Source organism: Lancefieldella parvula (genome assembly GCF_963530955.1).
GTDB classification, from domain to species: domain Bacteria; phylum Actinomycetota; class Coriobacteriia; order Coriobacteriales; family Atopobiaceae; genus Lancefieldella; species Lancefieldella parvula_A.
The window spans coordinates 1-19269 of the sequence record NZ_CAUSFQ010000018.1 but is presented as its reverse complement, the minus strand read 5'-3'; the positions used below and the strand labels follow the sequence as shown (position 1 = coordinate 19269).

Here is a 19269-nt window from a genome sequence, read left to right as displayed (position 1 = left end):
ATATATAAATATCTACAAATATAAGTTAATATTGTATAGAATTGTGTTATATTTAGTTTTATATAACAGAAGGGAAAAGAATGAAATCACTAGCTAAGGGTATTTTTAGTAAGATTTGCTGTCTTTTTACAGCGGCTCTTCTAATTTACTCACTGGTTCCAGTTCAAGCTTATGCTGCTCCAACAAGCGCTAATGATGTCGCTGACAGCAAGGTCACCATTACTAGTCTGGAGCCTGGAGATGTTGTAAGTGCGTATCTAATCGCTGATGCAGACATTGATGCCTCAAACAACTTAACGTATACGATGGCTAACAATCTGCCAGCTGCTTACGATACAATCGCCGAGATTTCAGCTGTTGCCACTGATGGCTACACCTTTACTCAGGGCACCGATATGCAAAATGCTGCAGCTGCAATTGCGAGCGCAGTTACTGCAGGTACAGCTACTACTACTGCAACAGCTGGCGCCAATGGTTCCGCTGAGTTGACTCTTGGAAGTGGCTACTATCTTGTTCGTGTTACTTCTACAAGTGGCAAGACTCACGTTTACCAGAATATGGTAATTGACGTAACTCCTAAGGTTGATAGCGGCACATACAAGCCTCGTACCGTTGCTCCTATCGCTGTTAAGAAGACTGAAGTAACTATTAAGAAGACTGTTGGTTCTCAGTACAAGGAGTCCACTGATAAGTATAGTGTTGGTGACAGCGTTCCGTTTAAGGTCAATACTGCTGTTCCTAACTATCCAGCAGACTCTGAGAACGCAACTTTTATCATTGGTGATACTCCTACCGCTGGTCTTAAAATCAAGACTGATACTATTAAAATTAACGGCCAGGTAGCTGCATCAGGCGTTGACTATACTTTGACAGCATCCGCTACTGGCTACACCTTTGAGTTCTCTAAAGACTATGTTCTTGCTCATCCTGGTGAGGCAATTGAGATTACTTATGAGGCAGAGCTTACTTCTGATGCGTTCTCTCATAGCGCTACTGATGTAACCGGTAACACCGCTACCGTTACCTTTAACCCTAACCCTTATGATGGCGGAACTGCTAAGCCAAATAGTAAAACTACGGTAAAGACCTATGGTTATGTCTTTAAGAAGACTGATCCAGATGGCAACCCTCTTCCAGGTGCTACCTTTACCCTTACGCTTGACAACGGCACCGTACTCACTTCTACTTCTGACGCAAACGGCTATGTCTACTTCTCTGGCCTTGCTGCAGGTCACTACAAGATTTCAGAGACTGGTGTCCCTGCTGGATACGTCAAAGTCAATGACATCGAATTTGACCTAAGTGATACTGCTGCTACTGCTGATAACCCAGCTACAACTGATGTCGAGAATAACTATCTGGTTAATGAAACCAACGTTGTCGATAACAAGCAGATTGCTCTGCCAGTAACCGGTGATGCAGGAACCTTTATGTTTACCGCTATTGGAACTGTTCTGCTTATTGCTGGTGTAGGCGCCATTGTGTACTCCAGGAAGTTGCGCGCATAAAAGTTCTACCATCACTTTTAACTATGGCTAAACCAAAACACATGATGGCTGTAATGAAAGCAGGAGAATCAAATGATTCTCCTGCTTCTCTTGATTCTTTACATGAAGCTCGCACAAAAAAGAAGCATGCACGTACGTGGCTTATTACGTCAATCATTGTTCTAATTGCTGGAATTGTGCTAATTAGCTATCCGTTTGTAAGCAGCTGGCTTAATCAGCTTGCTCAAAATAAGGTAAGTGCTACACAAGAAAGCACCGTAGTCGCAATGACAAGTACTGACCTTTCTGCTGAAAAGGAAAGGGCAATAGAATTTAATAAGCGTCTTCGTGATGGCGTTTCTAGAGTAATCGACCCCTTTGATAGTAATTCGTCTATGCCAGGAGTATCTGAATATAGAGAAGTACTGAATATTGCAAATGATGGTGTTATGGGGGAACTTATTATCCCTAAAATTTCAGTAGATCTTCCTATTTATCACTTTACCACCGATGATGTGTTACAACACGGCGTTGGTCACGTGGTAAATACCTCTGTACCAATAGGCGGAGAGTCAACGCACGTTGTTTTAGCTGGTCATACTGGTCTTCCCACAGCTCAGATATTTGATCGACTTGAGGAGCTTCAAGTAGGCGATTGGTTTATTATTCGCGTACTTGGAGAGGATTGTGCGTATAGAGTAACTTCTACAGAAGTAGTTCTACCTAATCAGGTGAATAGCCTTTCTATTGAGCCAGGAAAAGACCAAGTAACGCTTGTAACATGCACCCCTTATGGAGTTAATACTCATAGGCTATTAGTGCATGCAGAACGTACAGAAGTTCCTTCTGAGTGGGAAGATCAAAATAAATTGGTTAATCATTCTGTTGACTCTCCAGTGGATATAAAACAAAATTCAATACTTTTCGCTCTTTTAGGTGTTGTTTTTGCGGGCATAATTGTCAGCATTGCAGTCTTAGTTGTTACACGTACAAAGGTTTTATCGAGAAAAAATAAATAAAACTTTTTTCAGAATAATTAGTTTCAAATAAGAAAATGTTGTGGAATATAGGTGTTAGATGGACACAAATGCTGTGTTTATAGCTATAAATCTATTATAATCGTCACGTAGGTCTATGCGTATTACATTGAAGTAAGTGTTCTTAGCTATAAACATAGATCATTTGCTTATAGGAGATTCAATGGTAAGGTTGCGTCAAAAGAAAACTAGTTTTCTGAGGGCTTTAGCTATATTTGCCATAGCCTTTATTGGATATTTTTGTGTAGTATTTTCAACCCCTGCTTTAGCGGTTGAGCCTCCTGCACATACAAAAACACTTACACCTAATGGCGATGGCTCCTATAAACTTTCTTTGACGGTAACTGGCAAATCTGAATCTAGCGTAGAAAGAACTCGAGCTAACGTTGTCGTTGTATTTGATAAGTCGAACAGTATGGATTTGAGGTCTGATGGCCGGTCACGTCTCGCGGTTGCTCAAGAGGCTGTAAATGCTTTGACTGATGAATTGATGAGCGTTAATAGCTCTGATGATCCTAATCGAATTCAGATGTCTTTAGTTACGTTTGATTCCACTGCAAACAAAGTAAGCTTTGGTGGAAGCAATTGGACATCAGATTCGTCTAACTTTAAGAGCAAAATCAATAGCATTGTTACGCCGCTTAGTCAACGTTATAATATGCCATATGGCGGCACTAACTGGGAAGATGCAATGAAGGTTGCATTGGAAGTTGCGCAAAGTGCCGATAGCGATCCAACGTATGTCATTTTTGTTTCAGACGGTAACCCTACGTTTTATAACGGCACTTCAACAAATTACACATACATTGCTAGTTCGCGCTATATTCTTGGAACCGGCTATGATTACGGAACGGGATCAGAAACTAATATTAGCAATTCTTATAATGCCGCCACTGATGATGCAAGAGCAGTTGTTGATCAGGGAAACAAATTATATGCAGTAGGCGCTTTTGGCAATGTTACTCGTATGCAGAGTCTTGTTGAGTATGCTTATGATGCACCGGCAGGAAATTACTATCACTCTGCAACGGACAAAGATGCTTTAAATAGAGCGTTTGCAGCTATTGTCGCCGATATTAAGAAGCAGACTTATTACACAAATGTCTCTATCAAAGACGGCCTTACTGATATGGTATCTCCTGTAGATATCAACGGTAATCCAACTACTTTTACCTATACAAAGACTGATAAAGACGGAGTAGTTACTGAGTGGACCGGCGCTCCAGAGGCAACAATTACGGGAGATACAGTTGATTGGGATCTTTCTAGTGTTGGTCAGCTTGAGCCTGATGTTACCTATACGGTAAGTTTCACGGTTACTCCTACGCAAAAAGCTCTGGATTCAGTAGCCGATGCTGCTAACGGAAAAGAAAAAGATCAAAACGTTGTTGAGAATCCAGACGGATCGTATTCTGTGTATTCAAATACAACAGCATCCGTTGATTTTACCCAGCAAAAAACTGTTAACGGAACCGTTGTTTCAGAAGAAAACGGAAACTCGCCTTATGAACGTCCTACTCTGAAGGTTCCTGTCTCTAAGATTACAATCGAGAAAAAATGGGTTGGAGATGAACCGGCTGATCACGCGGATAAAGTTGTTACCGTACAGGTTAAAAAAACTGTGACGGTAAATGGAAATCCAAATGAAGAAGACTATGGTGATCCAATCACACTGGACGCGAGCAATAACTGGAAAAAGAGCGTTATTGTTCCAGGAAACCTTGCTGGAGACGCTACCTGGTCAGTTGCTGAGATTAGTGCAATCCAAGGATATGACACGTCATACAGTGCGCCAATTGTGTATAGCTCATATAGATCTGGAAATCTCACTGGTAGTGTAGATGGAGTAAACACCATTACCAACACATTCAGAACATATGACTTGGTTATTTATAAAACAGCAAGTAATGATAGCAACGTAAAGACACCTCTTTCAGGGGCAGAATTTACGGTTTTTGCTGCAGATGGAGAAACAGTTGTTTCAGCTGCTACTGCAACTGGCAGTAATGGAAAAGCTACATTCTCTAACCTTAAGCCAGGAACATATATCATCCGAGAGACTAAGGTCCCATCGGGTCATCAAAAGCTTGGCAATGACTTGACACTTGTTGTTGATATTTCAGGCAACATCACCTTAGATGGTAGGGCAATTAGCGCCGATCATCAGGGAGTTGATCCAGCAAATGGCCACTGGTTCCAGATTGATGTGGACAACCACGTGCTCAGCGTCCTCCCAAGTACAGACGGTATGGGAATTACGCCATTTATTAGTGTAGGTGCTGTGCTTTTGCTACTTGCATCTATCTGTGCAGCGCTTTATTTCTACAAGAAGTCAGCGATAGCAAGTAGATAAACTTAGCTTCTAAGCTTGTTAGTATTTACGTCACAATAAGGGACTGATTCCAGGGTTCTTCTGGAGTCAGTCCTTTTTTAACAGACGGCATAATAAAGATTTTGTAGAGAGTGAGCTATGTAACTTACTAGGAGCTTGGCGATCAATCACACAAAAAGGCTCGATCTTGCGAGAAGATCGAGCCCTTGGTTTAAGACTTGCATGTGTCTGACCAGTGCTTCTGCAAGCGTGGCCAAGTGAGCGTTTACTGCTTCTTCATAGCAGCTAAAATGCTCACAACAACGTGATAGAGAAATGCGGAGAGCGGCCAGATAATCCAAGATCTTCCCCAGTCTTTGGTTATAAAACTATAGCCAAAATACACCAGAGAAACTGCACTAAAGTATGCCTTTGAAACTGGTCTGTACTTCGATACTGCTTTCTTATATCCCAGTTTGCCGTCCTTCTCGTCATGGGAGAACTCACCTTCCTGGAGAAGAATCCTATAGCTGTCTTTGAGAATGCCAGAGTAAATGAGCAGGTAAACACCAAGTGAAACTAGGACTGCTGCAACAAAGAAGCCAAGGGCAAAGGTGAGTCCCGCTCCAAAGTACGAAGCAATCAGGAAGGGGATGGCGCTCAGAATGGTAAGACAGACGCCCGTAGCCTGCTGAATGTATCGTAGTGAGCTTGTGGACTCAGCGCGCCTGCGAATGGCAGCCTCGACACCGTATTGGAGCTCAAGAGAAGCCTCCTTGAACTGCTTATACTTTGCAAGTTTCATATCCTGGAGAATTAATAGGCCAACTCCGGCGGCAATAAAGAGCACCATAATGCAAACGCCCGTGATGCTCAGTGCATCTGGAGAAATGCGTGTTGGATCAAAATAGATTGCATCTTCGCTGTATGTAGCAAGCGAAACAAGAAGCGCGGGGCCCAGAATAAAGAGGGTAATTGCAAACGCAATGGGGCGAGAAGTGCGTGCGACTGTATCCAGGTACTCGATAGCAGTCTCAAGAGATACACTGAGCTGTGGCCGAACGTTTTTGCTGGTAGATGCGTCGGTGTTGGCAGGAGTACTCGTGGAAGGGCTCGCAACATCGGAGTTACTGGAGCCTGTGGGGGCTGAAAAATTGTTCTGCTCTGCTGGCGCTACATAATCAGCGGCGGTAGCAGTAGTTGGAAGCTCTTCAAGCTCGTCTTTGAGCAGGTAGTCTGTAGAAACGCCAAAGAGCTCGCTCATGGCCATGATTTTTTGAATATCAGGCATGGAAGCCATTGACTCCCATTTGGAAACTGACTGTCTTGAAACGCCAAGCTGCTGTGCAAGCTCTTCCTGTGACCAACCATTACGCTTTCTGAGGCTCATGATTTTCTCGCTCAGTAACATGGTTGTTCCTTTCTGTTGGTGATGTGGTGTGATTCACATGTGATGACTATTACTTTAGAAATTCCCCTGATTGCACACCACCAAGTTGAGTTGGAAATTTGTCAACTCTCGGTTGCGTAATAGTTTACCTGCAGAAATGTTATCAAACTTTTGGAAAATAGTTTTAAAGGTCGTTTAAATTTTTGTGCGTTCACGGAATATGTCGACCAGACGCGACATTTGTTCAGTATGTATATGATAGTATCTGCTTACGGAGAAACTAAATAATCCATATCAGAAAGGAATGCGCTAAAAATTCTTGTGTATCTGATCACCCGTCTGGTGCATAAAAATTTGCGCAAAAGCCACATGAAGAACTTAAAGGTATGTATAGCTTCGTCTGCTCTTGTAGCCGCGCTGGCACTTGCTCCAGCATCTGCGCTGGCAGAGGGCACAGCGCCTGCTCCTACAAGCACCACCGGTGCTACTGCTACTACTGGCATAACTCCTATTCCTGCACCAACCAGAGAGGAGCTCATGGATCCAACGAATAATCCATATGCTCCTGAGGAAGCATACTTCCTTCCTGATATCACTAACCCAATTCCAGACGGATTTATGGTTGGTAACGCTGACGGTGAGACCATCATTGATAACGGCGATGGCACTGTTACCGTTAAGGGCCACTGGGTTACAGCAGAGCCATTCGATGAGGTTATTTCTGTCTACTTTGTGCGTATCCCTGACCCAGCTCCTAATCCAGATCCAACTCCAACTCCAACCCCCGATCCAACTCCAACTCCAACCCCCGATCCAACTCCAGCACCAGAGCCAGAGCCTGCACCAGCGCCTGCACCAACACCAGCGAAGAAGTCCGTACTTCCTGCAACCGGTGTCGCAGATGTTGTAGTTCCAGCTTCTGTTCTTGCAGTAAGCGGCCTTGTTTTTGTTGCTGCTTCTCGTAAGGTTCGCAAGTAAAAAGAACCCGCGGCTTTGCTGCGCGTAGCACGCATATCGCATCACTAAAGCGCCTGACCCCAGGCGCTTTTTTGTGTGGAAAACCGGTTGGGCGGCCAGGCAGAAATTGGGTACACTCTGAATAACAAAGTTCGGAGGTTGTTATGGAAGACCAGCAGCAAAAATTCTCTCAGAACGGCGACGTGGAACAGGCGTCCGCGCACCTATCTTCAACTGCGCTTGTGCTAGAGGGAGGCAGCTATCGAGGCATTTTTACCGCTGGAATCCTTGATGTGCTTCGTGAGAAAGGCGTCACTAACTTTGAGAGCGTGTGGGGAGTTTCCGCGGGTGCTATCAACGCCGTGAGCTTCAGGTCCAAGCAGATGGGTCGCGCCATGCGCATTATGCTGGCCTTTAGGGACGACCCTCGCTTTCTTTCGCTTCGCTCACTGATTACTACTGGCAATATTGCGGGTGCGGATTTTATGTTCGATGAGATCCAAAACCATTTGGACCCCTGCGATAACGAGGCGTTCAATCAAAATCCCATGCAGATGTACGCGGTGGCGTCCGACGTTACGTTTGGCACGCCGGCGTATCTGCACGTAAAAAAGTTTCCGGAAGACGTGACCATGGTCCGAGCGTCTGCGTCGATGCCAACGGTTTCTCGCATGGTTGAGCTGGATGGACATCGTTATTTGGACGGCGGAACTACCGATTCAATTCCGTTTGCGGCCGCGCTTGGTCTACCCGACGGTATAGCGGAACGCGCGGTTGACATTCCCGACCACAAGCCGGCAAAGAAAGCGCTGGTCATTATTACGCAGGATAGGGATTTCGTAAAAACCGACGTCAACGAGCAGATCGCTATCCGCTCGCAGCTCTACTCCGCGTATCCATACTTTGAAGCCGCATTGGCTTCTCGCGCCGAGCGCTACATGAATCAGCGCAAACAGCTCTTTGAACTGGAGGAAGAGGGTAGAGTGCTGGTGCTTCTGCCTCCCGAGCCAGTTGAAGTTAAAGTTAACGAGAAGTCCGGTGAGGCCCTACTGTCTCTGTACCTGACAGGCCGCCAAGTCGCACTTGAGCGCCTCGAAGAGATTAAAAGTTTTATCGAGTAGAGTGAGGGCGGCAGGCACTCGCGTGGCCTGCGCTGGGGTTTGCGTGACCTGCGTTGGATTGTGTGTGGCCTGCGTTGAAGTGCACCTGATTTTCTCGGCATGTCTGAACCATTTGCCGGAAAAGCGCGCCATGTCAGAGCTATTTGCCGGTTTTTCTCGCCATGTCTGAGTAAATTCACTCAGACATGATGCAGTTTTTAGGCTCAAAATTTAGGACCACGTAGTCTATCTTTCACGCGCCTGATTTCGTCAAAGATTCTGTAAATTTTGCCTAAAAGCGTAAAAGAATCGGTGGATTTGCCTGATTTTGTCAAAGAATCTGTATTCAAAATACAGATTCTTTGCACTTTTTAGGCGCGCATGCTGTTATGGCGCACCTGGCGAGAAACCCCGTGCGCTCGCATCCCGCGCGCTAGCGCAAGCGCGTGAGCTGCACTTTCTCGATAAGCGAATCCACAACCGAGCGCTCCGCCGCCTGAGTTCCGCTCTCCATGACGTTCGCGGCGCCCGTGGCCATAGCCAGTCGCAGTGCGTCTTCTGTCGAGAAACCCTGTGCATCTGCAAAGGCCAGCGCTGCCACAACGGAGTCACCGGCACCGACAGTACTTCCTACCTGGACTTTTACTGGACCTGCATACCAAACCTCGTCGGCCGTAGCGTAGACGGCGCCGTTGCCGCCCATGGAGACGCAGACCGTGTCAATGCCGCCAGCAACAATCTCGGAAGCGGCAGCGGCAATCGCGTCCACGTCGGTAAGCTCGCGGCCAAGCATGGCAGACAGTTCGTGATCGTTTGGCTTGGTGAAATATGGCTTCTGCTCAAGGCCAGCTGAGAGGGCTGCGCCGTCGGCGTCCAGGTAGACCTTCAGTCCGGCGTCGCGCAAGGCGCGAGTCCAGCGGCCATACGTATCAGCAGCAGCTCCGCGGGGGAGACTGCCAGAGAGAACCACAATGTCGCCGACGGAAGTCTTGGCAATCACGTTAGCAAGCGCCTGGTCAAGTACGGTATCGGTGACTTCGGGGCCAGGCTCGTTGATGTCGGTATTGGTGCCGCCCTCGGTGTCGACAACCTTAAGGTTGGTGCGCGTCTCACCGGGAACGGAAATCGCCTGGACCTTGATGTTATTCTCGCCAAGCATGTCAGAGATCCATTTGCCGGTTTGACCTGCAAGAACGGCGATAGCGGTAGATTCTCCCCCCAGCTTGGCGATAACCTTGGAGACGTTGATGCCCTTGCCGCCCGCGTCCTGTCTGAGCCACATGATGCGATTTACCTGGTCAACGGCAAAATTTGGCACCTGGACGGTCTTGTCCAGAGCGGGGTTGAGCGTGACGGTGTAGATGCTGGGCATAGTCGCTCCTCGGTTTGCGACGCCGCAATCGGCGCTTGAGTAGCACCGCCAAGCGGCGCAAGTTATCTACGCTGATAATACTTCAGTTCTGGCAAAAAAGTAACCGCGGACAGCGTTGTTACACGCATATCCGCGGCCCGGCTCGGCTCACTTGCGGCTCACTCGCGGCTCACTCGCGGTGCACTCGCGGCCGCCCCGGGCCCGCACGGCCACGCCGCCCGACGCGCCGTCAGCGCTTACTTGCTGTCTGCGCTCTTGAACTGGTCGAGCGCCCAAGCGTACGCAGTTGGAGCAACCCTGGACCAGTACTTCCAGTTGTGGTTGTCGCCGGAGTCGCGCTGATAATCAACGTTGATGCCAGCATTTTTGAGCTGCTCAACAAAGGCGTCGACGTCAGCAACAGGCACCACGCCATCGTCGGAAGTTGTTGCCACAAAGAAAGAAACCTGACTTGGATCAACCTCACCAAGATACTGGGTTGGGAATAGCTGCTTGTACAGATCCCATGACCAGCTGGTGGTGCCGTCGCTAAAGGCGTGCTGAGACGTGTAAATAAAGTTGTCGTCAGCAAGAGTTGTCCAGACAGAAGGCGAGAGCAGAATGCCCTTGCTAAAGTAATCGGAGTGGTGCAAAACAAATCGTGCCGCACCATAACCGCCCATAGAAATGCCGCCGATTGCGTGATCTTTGCGGTCCTTTGACACGCGATACGTGCTCTCAATGTAAGGTACCAGGTCGTTCATAATGGCGGATTCCATCTTGAGACCGCGATCGACGGAGTCAATGTAGAAGCTGTTAAAGCCGTCAACAAAGACTACGATAGCTCCCTGACCAGCAGTTTGAATGGCCTCGTCAAGCATGGCGGACGAATCAAAGCGCTCCAGCAGATTGCGGTGATTGCCGTACAGTCCATGCAGCATATACACAACAGGGTAGGTCTTATCGGGATTGGACTCGTAGTCTGCGGGCAGGTAGACGTCATAGTTCCAGTCCAGACCAAGGGTTGGCGAGTAGAACGATGTTGCCTTAACTGTTCCCTTTGGAGCTTCGTCTTTCTGCGCCTCCGTTTGAGCAGTTGAGCTGCCCTGAGCGTTCTCAGAAGCGGCTGGTGAGCAACCATAAAATGGAATTACCAGCAAAAGCGCCGCAAACAAAGCAAGCGAGGTGCTCAGAACAACATGGTTCTTGAAGCGGGTTTTAAGCTGGCCGCCCAGCAACGCAAAGTTCCGGTGCAAACGTGCGACAAAATCTGTGTCACGCATCATTTCCTCCTGACGCTGTAGCTTTGACCTTGGTGTAAACATACGAGCACGCCAGCACTTCTCGCCCCATAAAATAAAAAGTCGAAACAAAATGCATCGCACAGCAGGCCAAGTGGTTGTTCTTGTGCTGTGGACGGCTTTGTAATGTGGAGAAACCCGTCAAATTTGAATGAATTGTTGCATTCGTGAAGCAACAAAAATTCCCGCGTACAACAGCTAAAGAGTGGAGTATACTTTTAAGGCTTTTCCACAGAGCCCCGTAATCTCTGACAAGAAAAAGCATCGATGACCCGTCCAGGGGTTATCAACTCGTAATTCGTAGGAGGAGTCAAGTGAAGAAGTCGACTCAGTTCGCCAAGGCTGGCGAAGTCGAGCGCAAGTGGGTGCTCATCGACGCTGAGGGCGCAACGCTCGGTCGTCTGGCTACAAAGGCTGCCATGATTCTTCGTGGCAAGAACAAGCCACAGTACACCCCAAATGCTGATACTGGTGACTTTGTTGTCATCATCAATGCAGACAAGGTTGTCCTTACTGGTGTTAAGGCTGACCACAAGGAGTATTGGCGTCACTCCGGCTACCTTGGTGGCTTGAAGATTACTTCCTTCAAGGAAGAGATGGAGAAGCACCCAGAGCGTGTTGTTGAGCACGCAGTCAAGGGCATGCTTCCTAAGACCACTCTTGGTCGCAAGCAGGGTATGAAGCTTAAGGTTTACGCCGGCGCTGAGCACCCACATGCTGCACAGAATCCCGTCAAGATTGAGCTGGAGGGCTAAACGATGGCAGATAACACCGCTGTTTACACCGGCACCGGCCGTCGTAAAGAGGCCGTCGCTCGTGTTCGTCTTGTTCCTGGAACTGGTAAGGTTAACGTTAACGGCCGCGAGGCAGTCCAGTATTTTGGTCGCCAGCAGCTCGTAGACAACGCAACCGCACCTCTCCGCATTACTGATACTCTTGGTCGTTTTGACGTCCTCGCAAACTGCGACGGCGGCGGCATCAACGGCCAGTCCGGCGCTCTTCGTCTGGGCATCGCTCGCGCTCTTCTTGAGGCTGGCGAGTATCGTGATGACCTTAAGAAGGCCGGCTACCTCACCCGCGATTCCCGTGCGGTCGAGCGTAAGAAGTATGGTCTGAAGAAGGCTCGTAAGCGTCCTCAGTTCTCCAAGCGCTAAGGCCGCTGGACCCAAAAAAGTCCTCACAAAGAGACCTGTTGTATATCAGCAGGTCTCTTTTTTGTATACTTTTAACAGTTGCATTTTGCATATTTGTGCAACTCATTAGTCCGCACGTTCTTCTCGCCATCTGTCGAGAAGCCCCACCTGTCGAGTAGTTCGCTGGCGCTTCGCGCGCACGTTGCTCTCCACCCGACAACAGTACATTTGCAGCTTAGGAGACGCTTATGAAGTACTTTGGAACCGACGGCTTTAGAGGCCGCGCAAACGAGGGTTTGAACGTCGATCACGCTTACAAAATTGGCCGCTTCATTGGCTGGTATTACGGAGCTAAGCAGGCTCGTAAGGCTCGTATCATCATTGGTAAGGATACCCGCAGGTCAAGCTATATGTTTGAGTCAGCACTTGTCTCGGGCCTGGTTGCTTCTGGCGCTGACGCATACATGCTGCATGTTATTCCTACACCTGGCGTCAGCTACGAGGTAGTTGACGGTGCCTTTGACTGCGGCGTCATGATTACTGCATCCCACAATCCGTTCACCGATAACGGCATCAAGCTGGTCAACAAAGACGGCTACAAGATGGATGAGGACGTCCTTGAGCAGGTAGAGGCCTATATTGACGGCGAGTTTGACGTTCCTCTGGCAACCGGTGACAGCATTGGTCGCACGGTTGATTACATGCAGGGCCGCAACCGCTACATCTCCAGTCTTATTGCGAGCTGCGGTTTTAGCCTCCAGGGCCTGAAGATTGGCCTGGATTGTGCAAACGGCGCAGCTTCTAGTGTTGCTCGCCCTGTTTTTGACGCCCTGGGCGCCGAGACTCACGTTATCAACAACGCTCCAAATGGCCTCAACATCAACGTTGATTGCGGTTCTACTCACATTGACCAGCTGCAGCGTTTTGTAGTCCAGAATGGCCTTGACGTGGGCTTTGCCTACGATGGCGACGCTGACCGTTGCCTGGCAGTTGACGAGCGCGGCCACGTGGTTGATGGAGACCTGATCCTCTACGTCTGCGGCACCTACCTTAACAAGTATGGTCGCCTGGCTAAGCAGACCGTAGTTACCACCGTCATGAGCAACTTTGGCCTGTTCAAAGCATTTGACGACGCTGGCCTCTCTTACGAGAAGACCAACGTGGGCGATAAGTACGTCTACGCTTGCATGAACGAGAATGAGTACAGCCTGGGCGGCGAGCAGAGTGGTCACATCATCTTTGGTGACCTGGCAAAGACCGGTGACGGCATCTTGACCAGCCTCCGTATTATGGAGGTCTTACGAGCAGAGCGCGAGAAACTCTCTGAGCTGACTCGTCCCGTTACACTATATCCACAGCAGTTGGTTAACGTTCGCGTCACCGACAAAGAGGCTGCTATGCAGTCTCCTAAGGTCAACGACGCAGTTGCAGCTGCCGAGAAGTTCCTTGAGGGCAATGGTCGCGTGTTGGTCCGCGCTTCCGGAACAGAGCCTCTGGTGCGCGTTCTTGCAGAAGCTCCAACCGATGAGCTCTGCCAGCAGGCAAATCAGATTGTGCTCGATGCACTCGAGGAGTATAGACTGAGCGCTTAAGCGCAGATAGATCCAGGGGATACGATGGCACTGGCAGGAATAGGTGTAGATATGCTTGAGATTGCCCGCATGCAGCAGGCAATTGAGAGGCGACCTCACTTTATTCGCCGTATGTTCACCGATGCCGAGCGTGCGTATTGTGAGCGCACTGCTCGCCCTGCGGAGCACTATGCTGCTCGCTTTGCAGCAAGAGAAGCCGTGCTCAAAGCCTTAGGAACGGGTTTCTCGTCTGGTATTGGTTTTCAGGATGTGTCTGTTGAGAGAGATCAGCTGGGCAGGCCACAAGCTCGTCTAGCGGGCAAAGCTGCACAGATTGCGGCTGAGCAGGGCGTGCAGGAGATTGCGCTTTCTATCTCGTACACCAGAGACGTGGCGGTAGCCAATGCGGTTGCGGTAACCAACGCCGTAAAACCCAAGGTAGATCAAAAGGAAGATGCTGCCCAAGAGCTGGCACGTTCGTTCAAAGAAGCTCGTTCTGTGTTGGATGAGCTTGAGCGCGTGCAAGAACCTATAATTGAGACAACCTTTGATGATGTTGTTAAATCCGAGGAGTAAGTTATGCAGCCGGTACTAAATGTTGAGGACATCAAGCGCGTAGAGATTGCGCTGACACGCGTGGGCGTGAGCGTTTCTGAGCTCATGCACCGTGCAGGTTACGCTGCTGCTCAAGAGGCCCTTGGCATGGGAGGGGACATCTCTAACGTTGTCATCCTCGTAGGTCTTGGCAATAACGGTGGAGATGGCTGGGTGGCAGCAGAGGCGCTGCGCTCTAGAAACTGCAACGTTAAGGTAGTCACTCCGCTTGAGCCTGATCAGATTTCCGGCGATCTTGCACGTCAGATGGCGCAGCGCGCCGTTCGCGCGGGAGTTTCCGTGCTTGTTGGCCCTTCTCGCCAGGAGCTGATTGACCTGCTGGCAACGGCTGACGTGGTGCTTGATTGCATGCTGGGCACCGGCTTCCACGGCAAGGTTCGTGCTCCGTTTGATATTTGGATTGAGTGCCTGAATCAGTCCGGTGCTCGCGTGCTTTCCGTTGACGTTCCAAGTGGCCTTTCTGCGCAGAAGGGCCAGGTAGAAAGCGCGTGTGTTGTCGCTGACGTTACCGTTACCATGATTGCGCTCAAGCCCGGTCTTATTGCAGACGCAGGCCGCGACGTTTGCGGCTCCATTGTTGTGGCTCCTCTGGCCGAGCAGACTGAGCGCTTGGTTGTTGAGGCAGATCCTGTTGCCTGGCGCGTTGACCTGGAAGATTATCTTGCTTCTGTTCCTGCCCAGCTCAACGACTGCGATAAATACTCTCGTGGCTCCGTATTGGTGGTTGGTGGTTCAAGCCGCTTCCCCGGAGCTGCTGTTTTTGCTGCTAAGGCAGCTGCTCGTGCGGGTGCTGGCTACGTTACGCTGGCAGTTCCTGAGGCCATTGTCAGCTGCGTTCAGATGATGCTACCAGAGGTTCCCGTTATTGGCCTTCCGTGCGACGCTGAGGGCGTGTTTACCGAGGAAGCAGCTCCGCTGGTGCTACAGCTTGCCGCCATGCGCACCGTTACGCTGGTTGGCCCTGGCATGCGCGTCTCTGGCGGAACCGTCAAGGTTACCTCCGCGCTTCTTGACTCTGAGCTGCCCGTTATTGTTGATGCCGACGCACTCAACTGCATTGCTCGCCTCACTAATAACAACCTCCCAGATTTCCCCGAGCTCACTCGTCGTACCGCTCCGCTCATCATGACGCCGCATCGTCGCGAGCTTGGTCGCCTGGTCAACCAGGTAGACAATCCTCCTGCAAGCCTGGTGGGTCAGCTTGAGGCTGCCCGCAAGATTGTCTGGGCAGACGGTGGCTCTGAGCTGGTCATTGTTGCTAAGGGAACCGCAACTGGCTGCGTTGGCGTCCAGAAAGCCGTGCTGCCAAAGCCTGGTCCCGTTACGCTGGCAACTGCTGGCTCTGGCGACGTTCTTGCTGGTACTATTGCTGGCCGCTTGGCTCAGGTTGCTGGTCAAGTTGATGACCTGCCAACCTTCTGCTCACTTGCCTGTGAGGTCCACGCATACGCAGGTCAGCTAGCTGCCGAGAAGTTCGGTGTACGCGGAGCTATGGCTGGCGACATCTGTGACGTTATTGGCCTTGCCTCCGATGCACTTGAAGAGCAGATTGCATTCCCTATGACAGACTTTGAAGAAGCTGCGGAGTAGGTGAGCCTGATGTCGGCATATCCCCAGGATAGATGGGCTTGGATAGAGATTGATCTTTCTGCCGTCCGCCACAATGTAAAGGCGTTTAAGGCCCAGCTTAACCGCGGTGTCAAAATGATGTGTGTGGTCAAGGCCGACGCCTATGGTCACGGCGCTGCTCAGTGCGCTAAAGCCATGCAGTCCGTGGGTGCTGATCAGTTTGCCGTTGCAACAGTCGATGAGGGTGTTGAACTGCGCTGTTCCGGTATTGATAACCCCATTCTGGTGCTTTCTGAGCCGCCGGTTACTTCCATCCCAGACCTCGTTCGCTTTGACATTATGCCTTCCGTCTACACGGTTGACTTTGCCCTTGCGTATGGCGAGGCTTCCGCTGCAGCTAATAAGGTTGGTCGCTATCACCTGGCCATTGATACCGGTATGACCCGTATTGGCGTCAGGCGAGAAGATCTTCTTGAGGTGCGCGGTTCTATCGATTTCCACAGGGGTCTTGAATGCGCTGGTACGTTTACGCATTTTGCCACGGCCGACGTGCTCGACAACTGGGACTTTGACCTGCAGGTCAATCGCTTTATTGAAGCGGTTACGGCACTCAAAAACGCGGGCTATGAGCTGGGCTTGGTTCACGCTGATAACACTCCTGGCACGGTTCTGCACAAAGATATTCAGTTCGATATGGTTCGTGTGGGCATTGGCCTGTATGGACTTCATCCAAGCAAGCTCACCATTCCCCGCATTGACCTGCAGCCCGTTATGAGCGTGCGCGGTCGCGTGACGCGCGTAATATATCCAGCTGTTGGCGACGGCGTTAGTTACGGTATGACGTGGCGTGTTCCTCGCAATAACATCCAGGTAGCTACGGTGCCTATTGGCTACGCCGACGGTCTTGCGCGCAGCCTTTCTAACCGCATGGATGTTTTGACGCGTGGAGACCGTGTCCGCCAGGTGGGCAATATCTGCATGGATCAGTTTATGATTGCTGTTGATACCGCAGGTACACACGCTAATAAGCCTGCACACGAAATTCGCCATGGTGACGTGGTTACCCTCATCGGCAAAGACGGCGACCAAGAAATCACCTCGGATGAGATGGCTGACCTTCGCGAGACCATCAATTACGAGGTAGTTTGCAACTTTGGTGCGCGCCTCGATAAGGTGTACATCTAATGGCAGTCACGCTTGACGAGATTCGCAAGCAGATAACTGATTGCAAGAAATGTCCGCTGTGGGAAACACGCACCAACATTGTGTTTGGTGGCCCAAATCCCACAGCTCGTGTCATGATTGTGGGAGAAGCTCCTGGAAAAAATGAGGATCTAAGCGGTCAGCCTTTCGTGGGCGTATCGGGCAAAAAGCTTGATGCACTGTTAGAAGAAGTTGGCCTTTCTCGCCAGGATGTTTTTATCTCTAACGTGGTCAAATGTCGACCGCCTTCAAACAGAAATCCCAAGGTAGCCGAGGTGGAGGAATGCTCTCCGTACCTTCGCGACCAGATTCGCGCTATTAAGCCAGACGTCATTGTCTGCCTGGGAAATTTTGCAACGCAGTTTGTCATGCATACCGATAAGGGCGTGACGGAGCTGCGCGGCAAGTTTTACCAGATAGGCGCCTTTAGCGTGCTGCCTACCATGCATCCCGCATCAACTATTTACCGCAAGGAGTGGGCGCAGTTCCTCAAAGATGACCTGCGACTTCTTGCTGATTGGCTTGAGGAACACCCTCGAGGAGGCTCGTGTGACTAACCTTTCTACCAGCGCAAATATTGGCGCAAATGACACCACAACATGCAATACTGCCGCAAGCAACCTACCAGAAAAAACGACAGCTGGTACGTTTATCTCTACCACTACAGAGCAGACCATCGCTCTTGGTCAGATTCTGGGCAAACTCCTGCAAGCGGGAGACGTTCTGGTGCTCACAGGAGATCTAGGAGCTGGAAAAACGCAGCTCACTAAGGGCATTGCTGCTGGCATGGGCGTCACGGATGACGTGACCAGCCCAACGTTTACCATCGAGATGGTTTACGAAGGCACTCTCATGCCGCTCTACCACTTTGACCTGTATCGCCTAAACGACCCTGATCAGCTTGAAGATACGGGCCTGTACGACGCGCTTGAGTCTGATGGTCCAACTATCATCGAGTGGGGAGAGCAATTTGCGGAGCAAATTGGCGAGAGAACCCTTGATGTGTATGTTTCTAGACTGTCCGAGGAAGAGTTGGAATCCGACGGCGCTGAGCCGCGCCGTGAGATTCGTTTTATCCCACAGAATGCTCGCGGAGAAGAAATCATTCAGTCGCTTTAATTACTGAATAAATAACGTTTTTGTCACCCAGTTATAGATATTTTAAGAATATCTTTAGCTGGGTGTTTTAGCAGTATACCTGCGATTTCTTTTCATATATACTTACTAATCCGTTGAAACATGTTCAAAAAAGAAAAACAATTTTTTCTTGAAATACACGAGTTAAGGAATATGAGATGTCAAAGTATTTGCGCAACAACGTAAAACTGCTCGCAATTGCAGGCATTATGGCAAGCGTGTTGGTTTTCTCGCCAGTACTTTCTGCGATAGCTCTTGCTGAGGGTACTGAGGTAGCTGAGGCAAGCGCCACAACTGAGGCCACCGCCTCAACCGAGTCGTCTGCCGCTACGACCGAAGCGACTGCTACAACTGAGTCGACCGCTCCTGCTGCCTCAACAGATGATGATAGTGACGCAGAGGCAGTTGGATCTTATATGGGCGCCGATGGCATAATGCGTGAAATCCACATTTCAGTATCAACAGATGGCGGCACTTATAACGGAAAAGATTATATTCCACCAACTATTTCAGATGATTTTAAGAGCGTTTCTTTTAGCAGCAATGTTCAGCGTGAGGGATACACACTGGTAGGTTTTTCAACAGGTTATTTTTCGCAAGAGGAAATAAACAATGCAACACCAGATATGTCGAAACCATATACTATCGATGAGAGTGGCAATGTTCATATGAATCTTGATGATATTGTTGCCTGGAGTGTTACCGACGATATTGATACAAACACTATTACGATTCGCTATCATCTAACTACCTTATGGGCACCAAATCCCGAGCCAGAGCCAGAGCCTGAGCCTCAGCCAGAACCAGAGCCCACTCCAGTTGTGCCTGCCTCTGATGCAACCCAAACTCCTGCACCAAGGCGCGAGAAGAGCGTTCTGCCTAATACAGGTGACGCAAGCTCTGTAGCAGGTATTGTTGCAGCAGTCGGTACTACTCTTGTTGCACTTAGTCTCCGCAAGAAAATGCAGCAGTAAATAGTCGCCTCCTAGTAGAAATAAATCCTTATGCCTAAGTATTTTCACAACAGCACAAAGCTCCTTATTCTTTCTGGTGTTCTTGTAGGAGCATTGGTCTTCTCGCCAATATTTTCTTCTCTTGCGCTTGCAG

At 49.6% G+C, this 19269-nt stretch carries 17 protein-coding genes; 14 read left to right on the top strand and 3 right to left on the bottom strand.

Features of this window, described 5'->3' with window-relative positions:
- Nucleotides 1-80: 80 nt before the first annotated feature.
- The 3 genes from RWJ43_RS02555 to RWJ43_RS02545 all read left to right on the top strand — a co-directional run bounded on the left by RWJ43_RS02555 (nucleotide 81) and on the right by RWJ43_RS02545 (nucleotide 4877).
- Complete coding sequence (locus RWJ43_RS02555) at nucleotides 81-1508, top strand: isopeptide-forming domain-containing fimbrial protein (RefSeq protein ID WP_314007383.1); 1428 nt, start codon at nucleotides 81-83, stop codon at nucleotides 1506-1508.
- 23 nt (nucleotides 1509-1531) lie between these two features.
- On the top strand, nucleotides 1532-2506 hold the full coding sequence (locus tag RWJ43_RS02550) for a class C sortase (protein WP_314007381.1): 975 nt from the start codon (nucleotides 1532-1534) through the stop codon (nucleotides 2504-2506).
- Between the two features lie 181 nt (nucleotides 2507-2687).
- Complete coding sequence (locus RWJ43_RS02545) at nucleotides 2688-4877, top strand: VWA domain-containing protein (protein WP_314007379.1); 2190 nt, start codon at nucleotides 2688-2690, stop codon at nucleotides 4875-4877.
- Between the two features lie 244 nt (nucleotides 4878-5121).
- Here the strand turns inward: RWJ43_RS02545 and RWJ43_RS02540 are convergent, their stop codons facing one another.
- On the bottom strand, nucleotides 5122-6246 hold the full coding sequence (locus RWJ43_RS02540; protein WP_314007377.1) for a helix-turn-helix transcriptional regulator: 1125 nt from the start codon (nucleotides 6244-6246) through the stop codon (nucleotides 5122-5124).
- Between the two features lie 348 nt (nucleotides 6247-6594).
- Between RWJ43_RS02540 and RWJ43_RS02535 the strand changes: the two genes are divergently transcribed.
- Both RWJ43_RS02535 and RWJ43_RS02530 read left to right on the top strand, forming a co-directional pair.
- Complete coding sequence (locus RWJ43_RS02535; protein ID WP_314007375.1) at nucleotides 6595-7203, top strand: hypothetical protein; 609 nt, start codon at nucleotides 6595-6597, stop codon at nucleotides 7201-7203.
- Nucleotides 7204-7346: 143 nt separating this feature from the next.
- On the top strand, nucleotides 7347-8303 hold the full coding sequence (locus RWJ43_RS02530; RefSeq protein WP_314007373.1) for a patatin family protein: 957 nt from the start codon (nucleotides 7347-7349) through the stop codon (nucleotides 8301-8303).
- A 412-nt stretch (nucleotides 8304-8715) separates the two neighbouring features.
- On the opposite strand, the gene pfkB is transcribed toward RWJ43_RS02530, so the two are convergent.
- Together pfkB and RWJ43_RS02520 are read right to left on the bottom strand one after the other, a co-directional pair.
- Entirely contained in the window at nucleotides 8716-9654 is a 939-nt protein-coding gene (gene pfkB / locus RWJ43_RS02525; RefSeq protein WP_314007372.1) for a 1-phosphofructokinase, read from the bottom strand.
- Nucleotides 9655-9890: 236 nt separating this feature from the next.
- Nucleotides 9891-10916 carry an alpha/beta hydrolase-fold protein gene (locus RWJ43_RS02520; protein ID WP_314007370.1) on the bottom strand — a complete coding sequence of 342 codons (1026 nt, stop codon included), beginning with the start codon at nucleotides 10914-10916 and terminating at the stop codon, nucleotides 9891-9893.
- 332 nt (nucleotides 10917-11248) lie between these two features.
- On the opposite strand from RWJ43_RS02520, the gene rplM reads away from it, so the two are divergent.
- The 9 genes from rplM to RWJ43_RS02475 all read left to right on the top strand — a co-directional run bounded on the left by rplM (nucleotide 11249) and on the right by RWJ43_RS02475 (nucleotide 19136).
- On the top strand, nucleotides 11249-11689 hold the full coding sequence (gene rplM, locus RWJ43_RS02515; RefSeq protein ID WP_314007367.1) for a 50S ribosomal protein L13: 441 nt from the start codon (nucleotides 11249-11251) through the stop codon (nucleotides 11687-11689).
- A gap of 3 nt (nucleotides 11690-11692) precedes the next feature.
- On the top strand, nucleotides 11693-12088 hold the full coding sequence (gene rpsI, locus RWJ43_RS02510; RefSeq protein WP_314007365.1) for a 30S ribosomal protein S9: 396 nt from the start codon (nucleotides 11693-11695) through the stop codon (nucleotides 12086-12088).
- Between the two features lie 227 nt (nucleotides 12089-12315).
- Complete coding sequence (gene glmM, locus RWJ43_RS02505) at nucleotides 12316-13659, top strand: phosphoglucosamine mutase (RefSeq protein WP_314007363.1); 1344 nt, start codon at nucleotides 12316-12318, stop codon at nucleotides 13657-13659.
- Nucleotides 13660-13683: 24 nt separating this feature from the next.
- Nucleotides 13684-14214: a holo-ACP synthase gene (gene acpS / locus RWJ43_RS02500; RefSeq protein WP_035431588.1), complete on the top strand. Its 531-nt coding sequence runs from the start codon at nucleotides 13684-13686 to the stop codon at nucleotides 14212-14214.
- A gap of 3 nt (nucleotides 14215-14217) precedes the next feature.
- Entirely contained in the window at nucleotides 14218-15843 is a 1626-nt protein-coding gene (locus tag RWJ43_RS02495; protein ID WP_035436023.1) for a bifunctional ADP-dependent NAD(P)H-hydrate dehydratase/NAD(P)H-hydrate epimerase, read from the top strand.
- Nucleotides 15844-15852: 9 nt separating this feature from the next.
- Nucleotides 15853-17007 (top strand): alanine racemase, encoded by a 1155-nt coding sequence (gene alr / locus RWJ43_RS02490; protein ID WP_314007357.1) that lies wholly within the window; start codon nucleotides 15853-15855, stop codon nucleotides 17005-17007.
- A complete protein-coding gene (locus RWJ43_RS02485) occupies nucleotides 17007-17582 on the top strand; it encodes a uracil-DNA glycosylase (protein ID WP_314007354.1) in 576 nt (191 codons plus the stop codon). The genes alr and RWJ43_RS02485 overlap by 1 nt, the downstream gene beginning before the upstream one ends.
- Nucleotides 17575-18144, top strand: coding sequence for a tRNA (adenosine(37)-N6)-threonylcarbamoyltransferase complex ATPase subunit type 1 TsaE (tsaE, locus tag RWJ43_RS02480; RefSeq protein WP_314007351.1), 570 nt, complete (start codon nucleotides 17575-17577; stop codon nucleotides 18142-18144). The genes RWJ43_RS02485 and tsaE overlap by 8 nt, the downstream gene beginning before the upstream one ends.
- Nucleotides 18145-18320: 176 nt before the next feature.
- On the top strand, nucleotides 18321-19136 hold the full coding sequence (locus RWJ43_RS02475; RefSeq protein WP_314007349.1) for an LPXTG cell wall anchor domain-containing protein: 816 nt from the start codon (nucleotides 18321-18323) through the stop codon (nucleotides 19134-19136).
- Nucleotides 19137-19269: the final 133 nt, after the last annotated feature.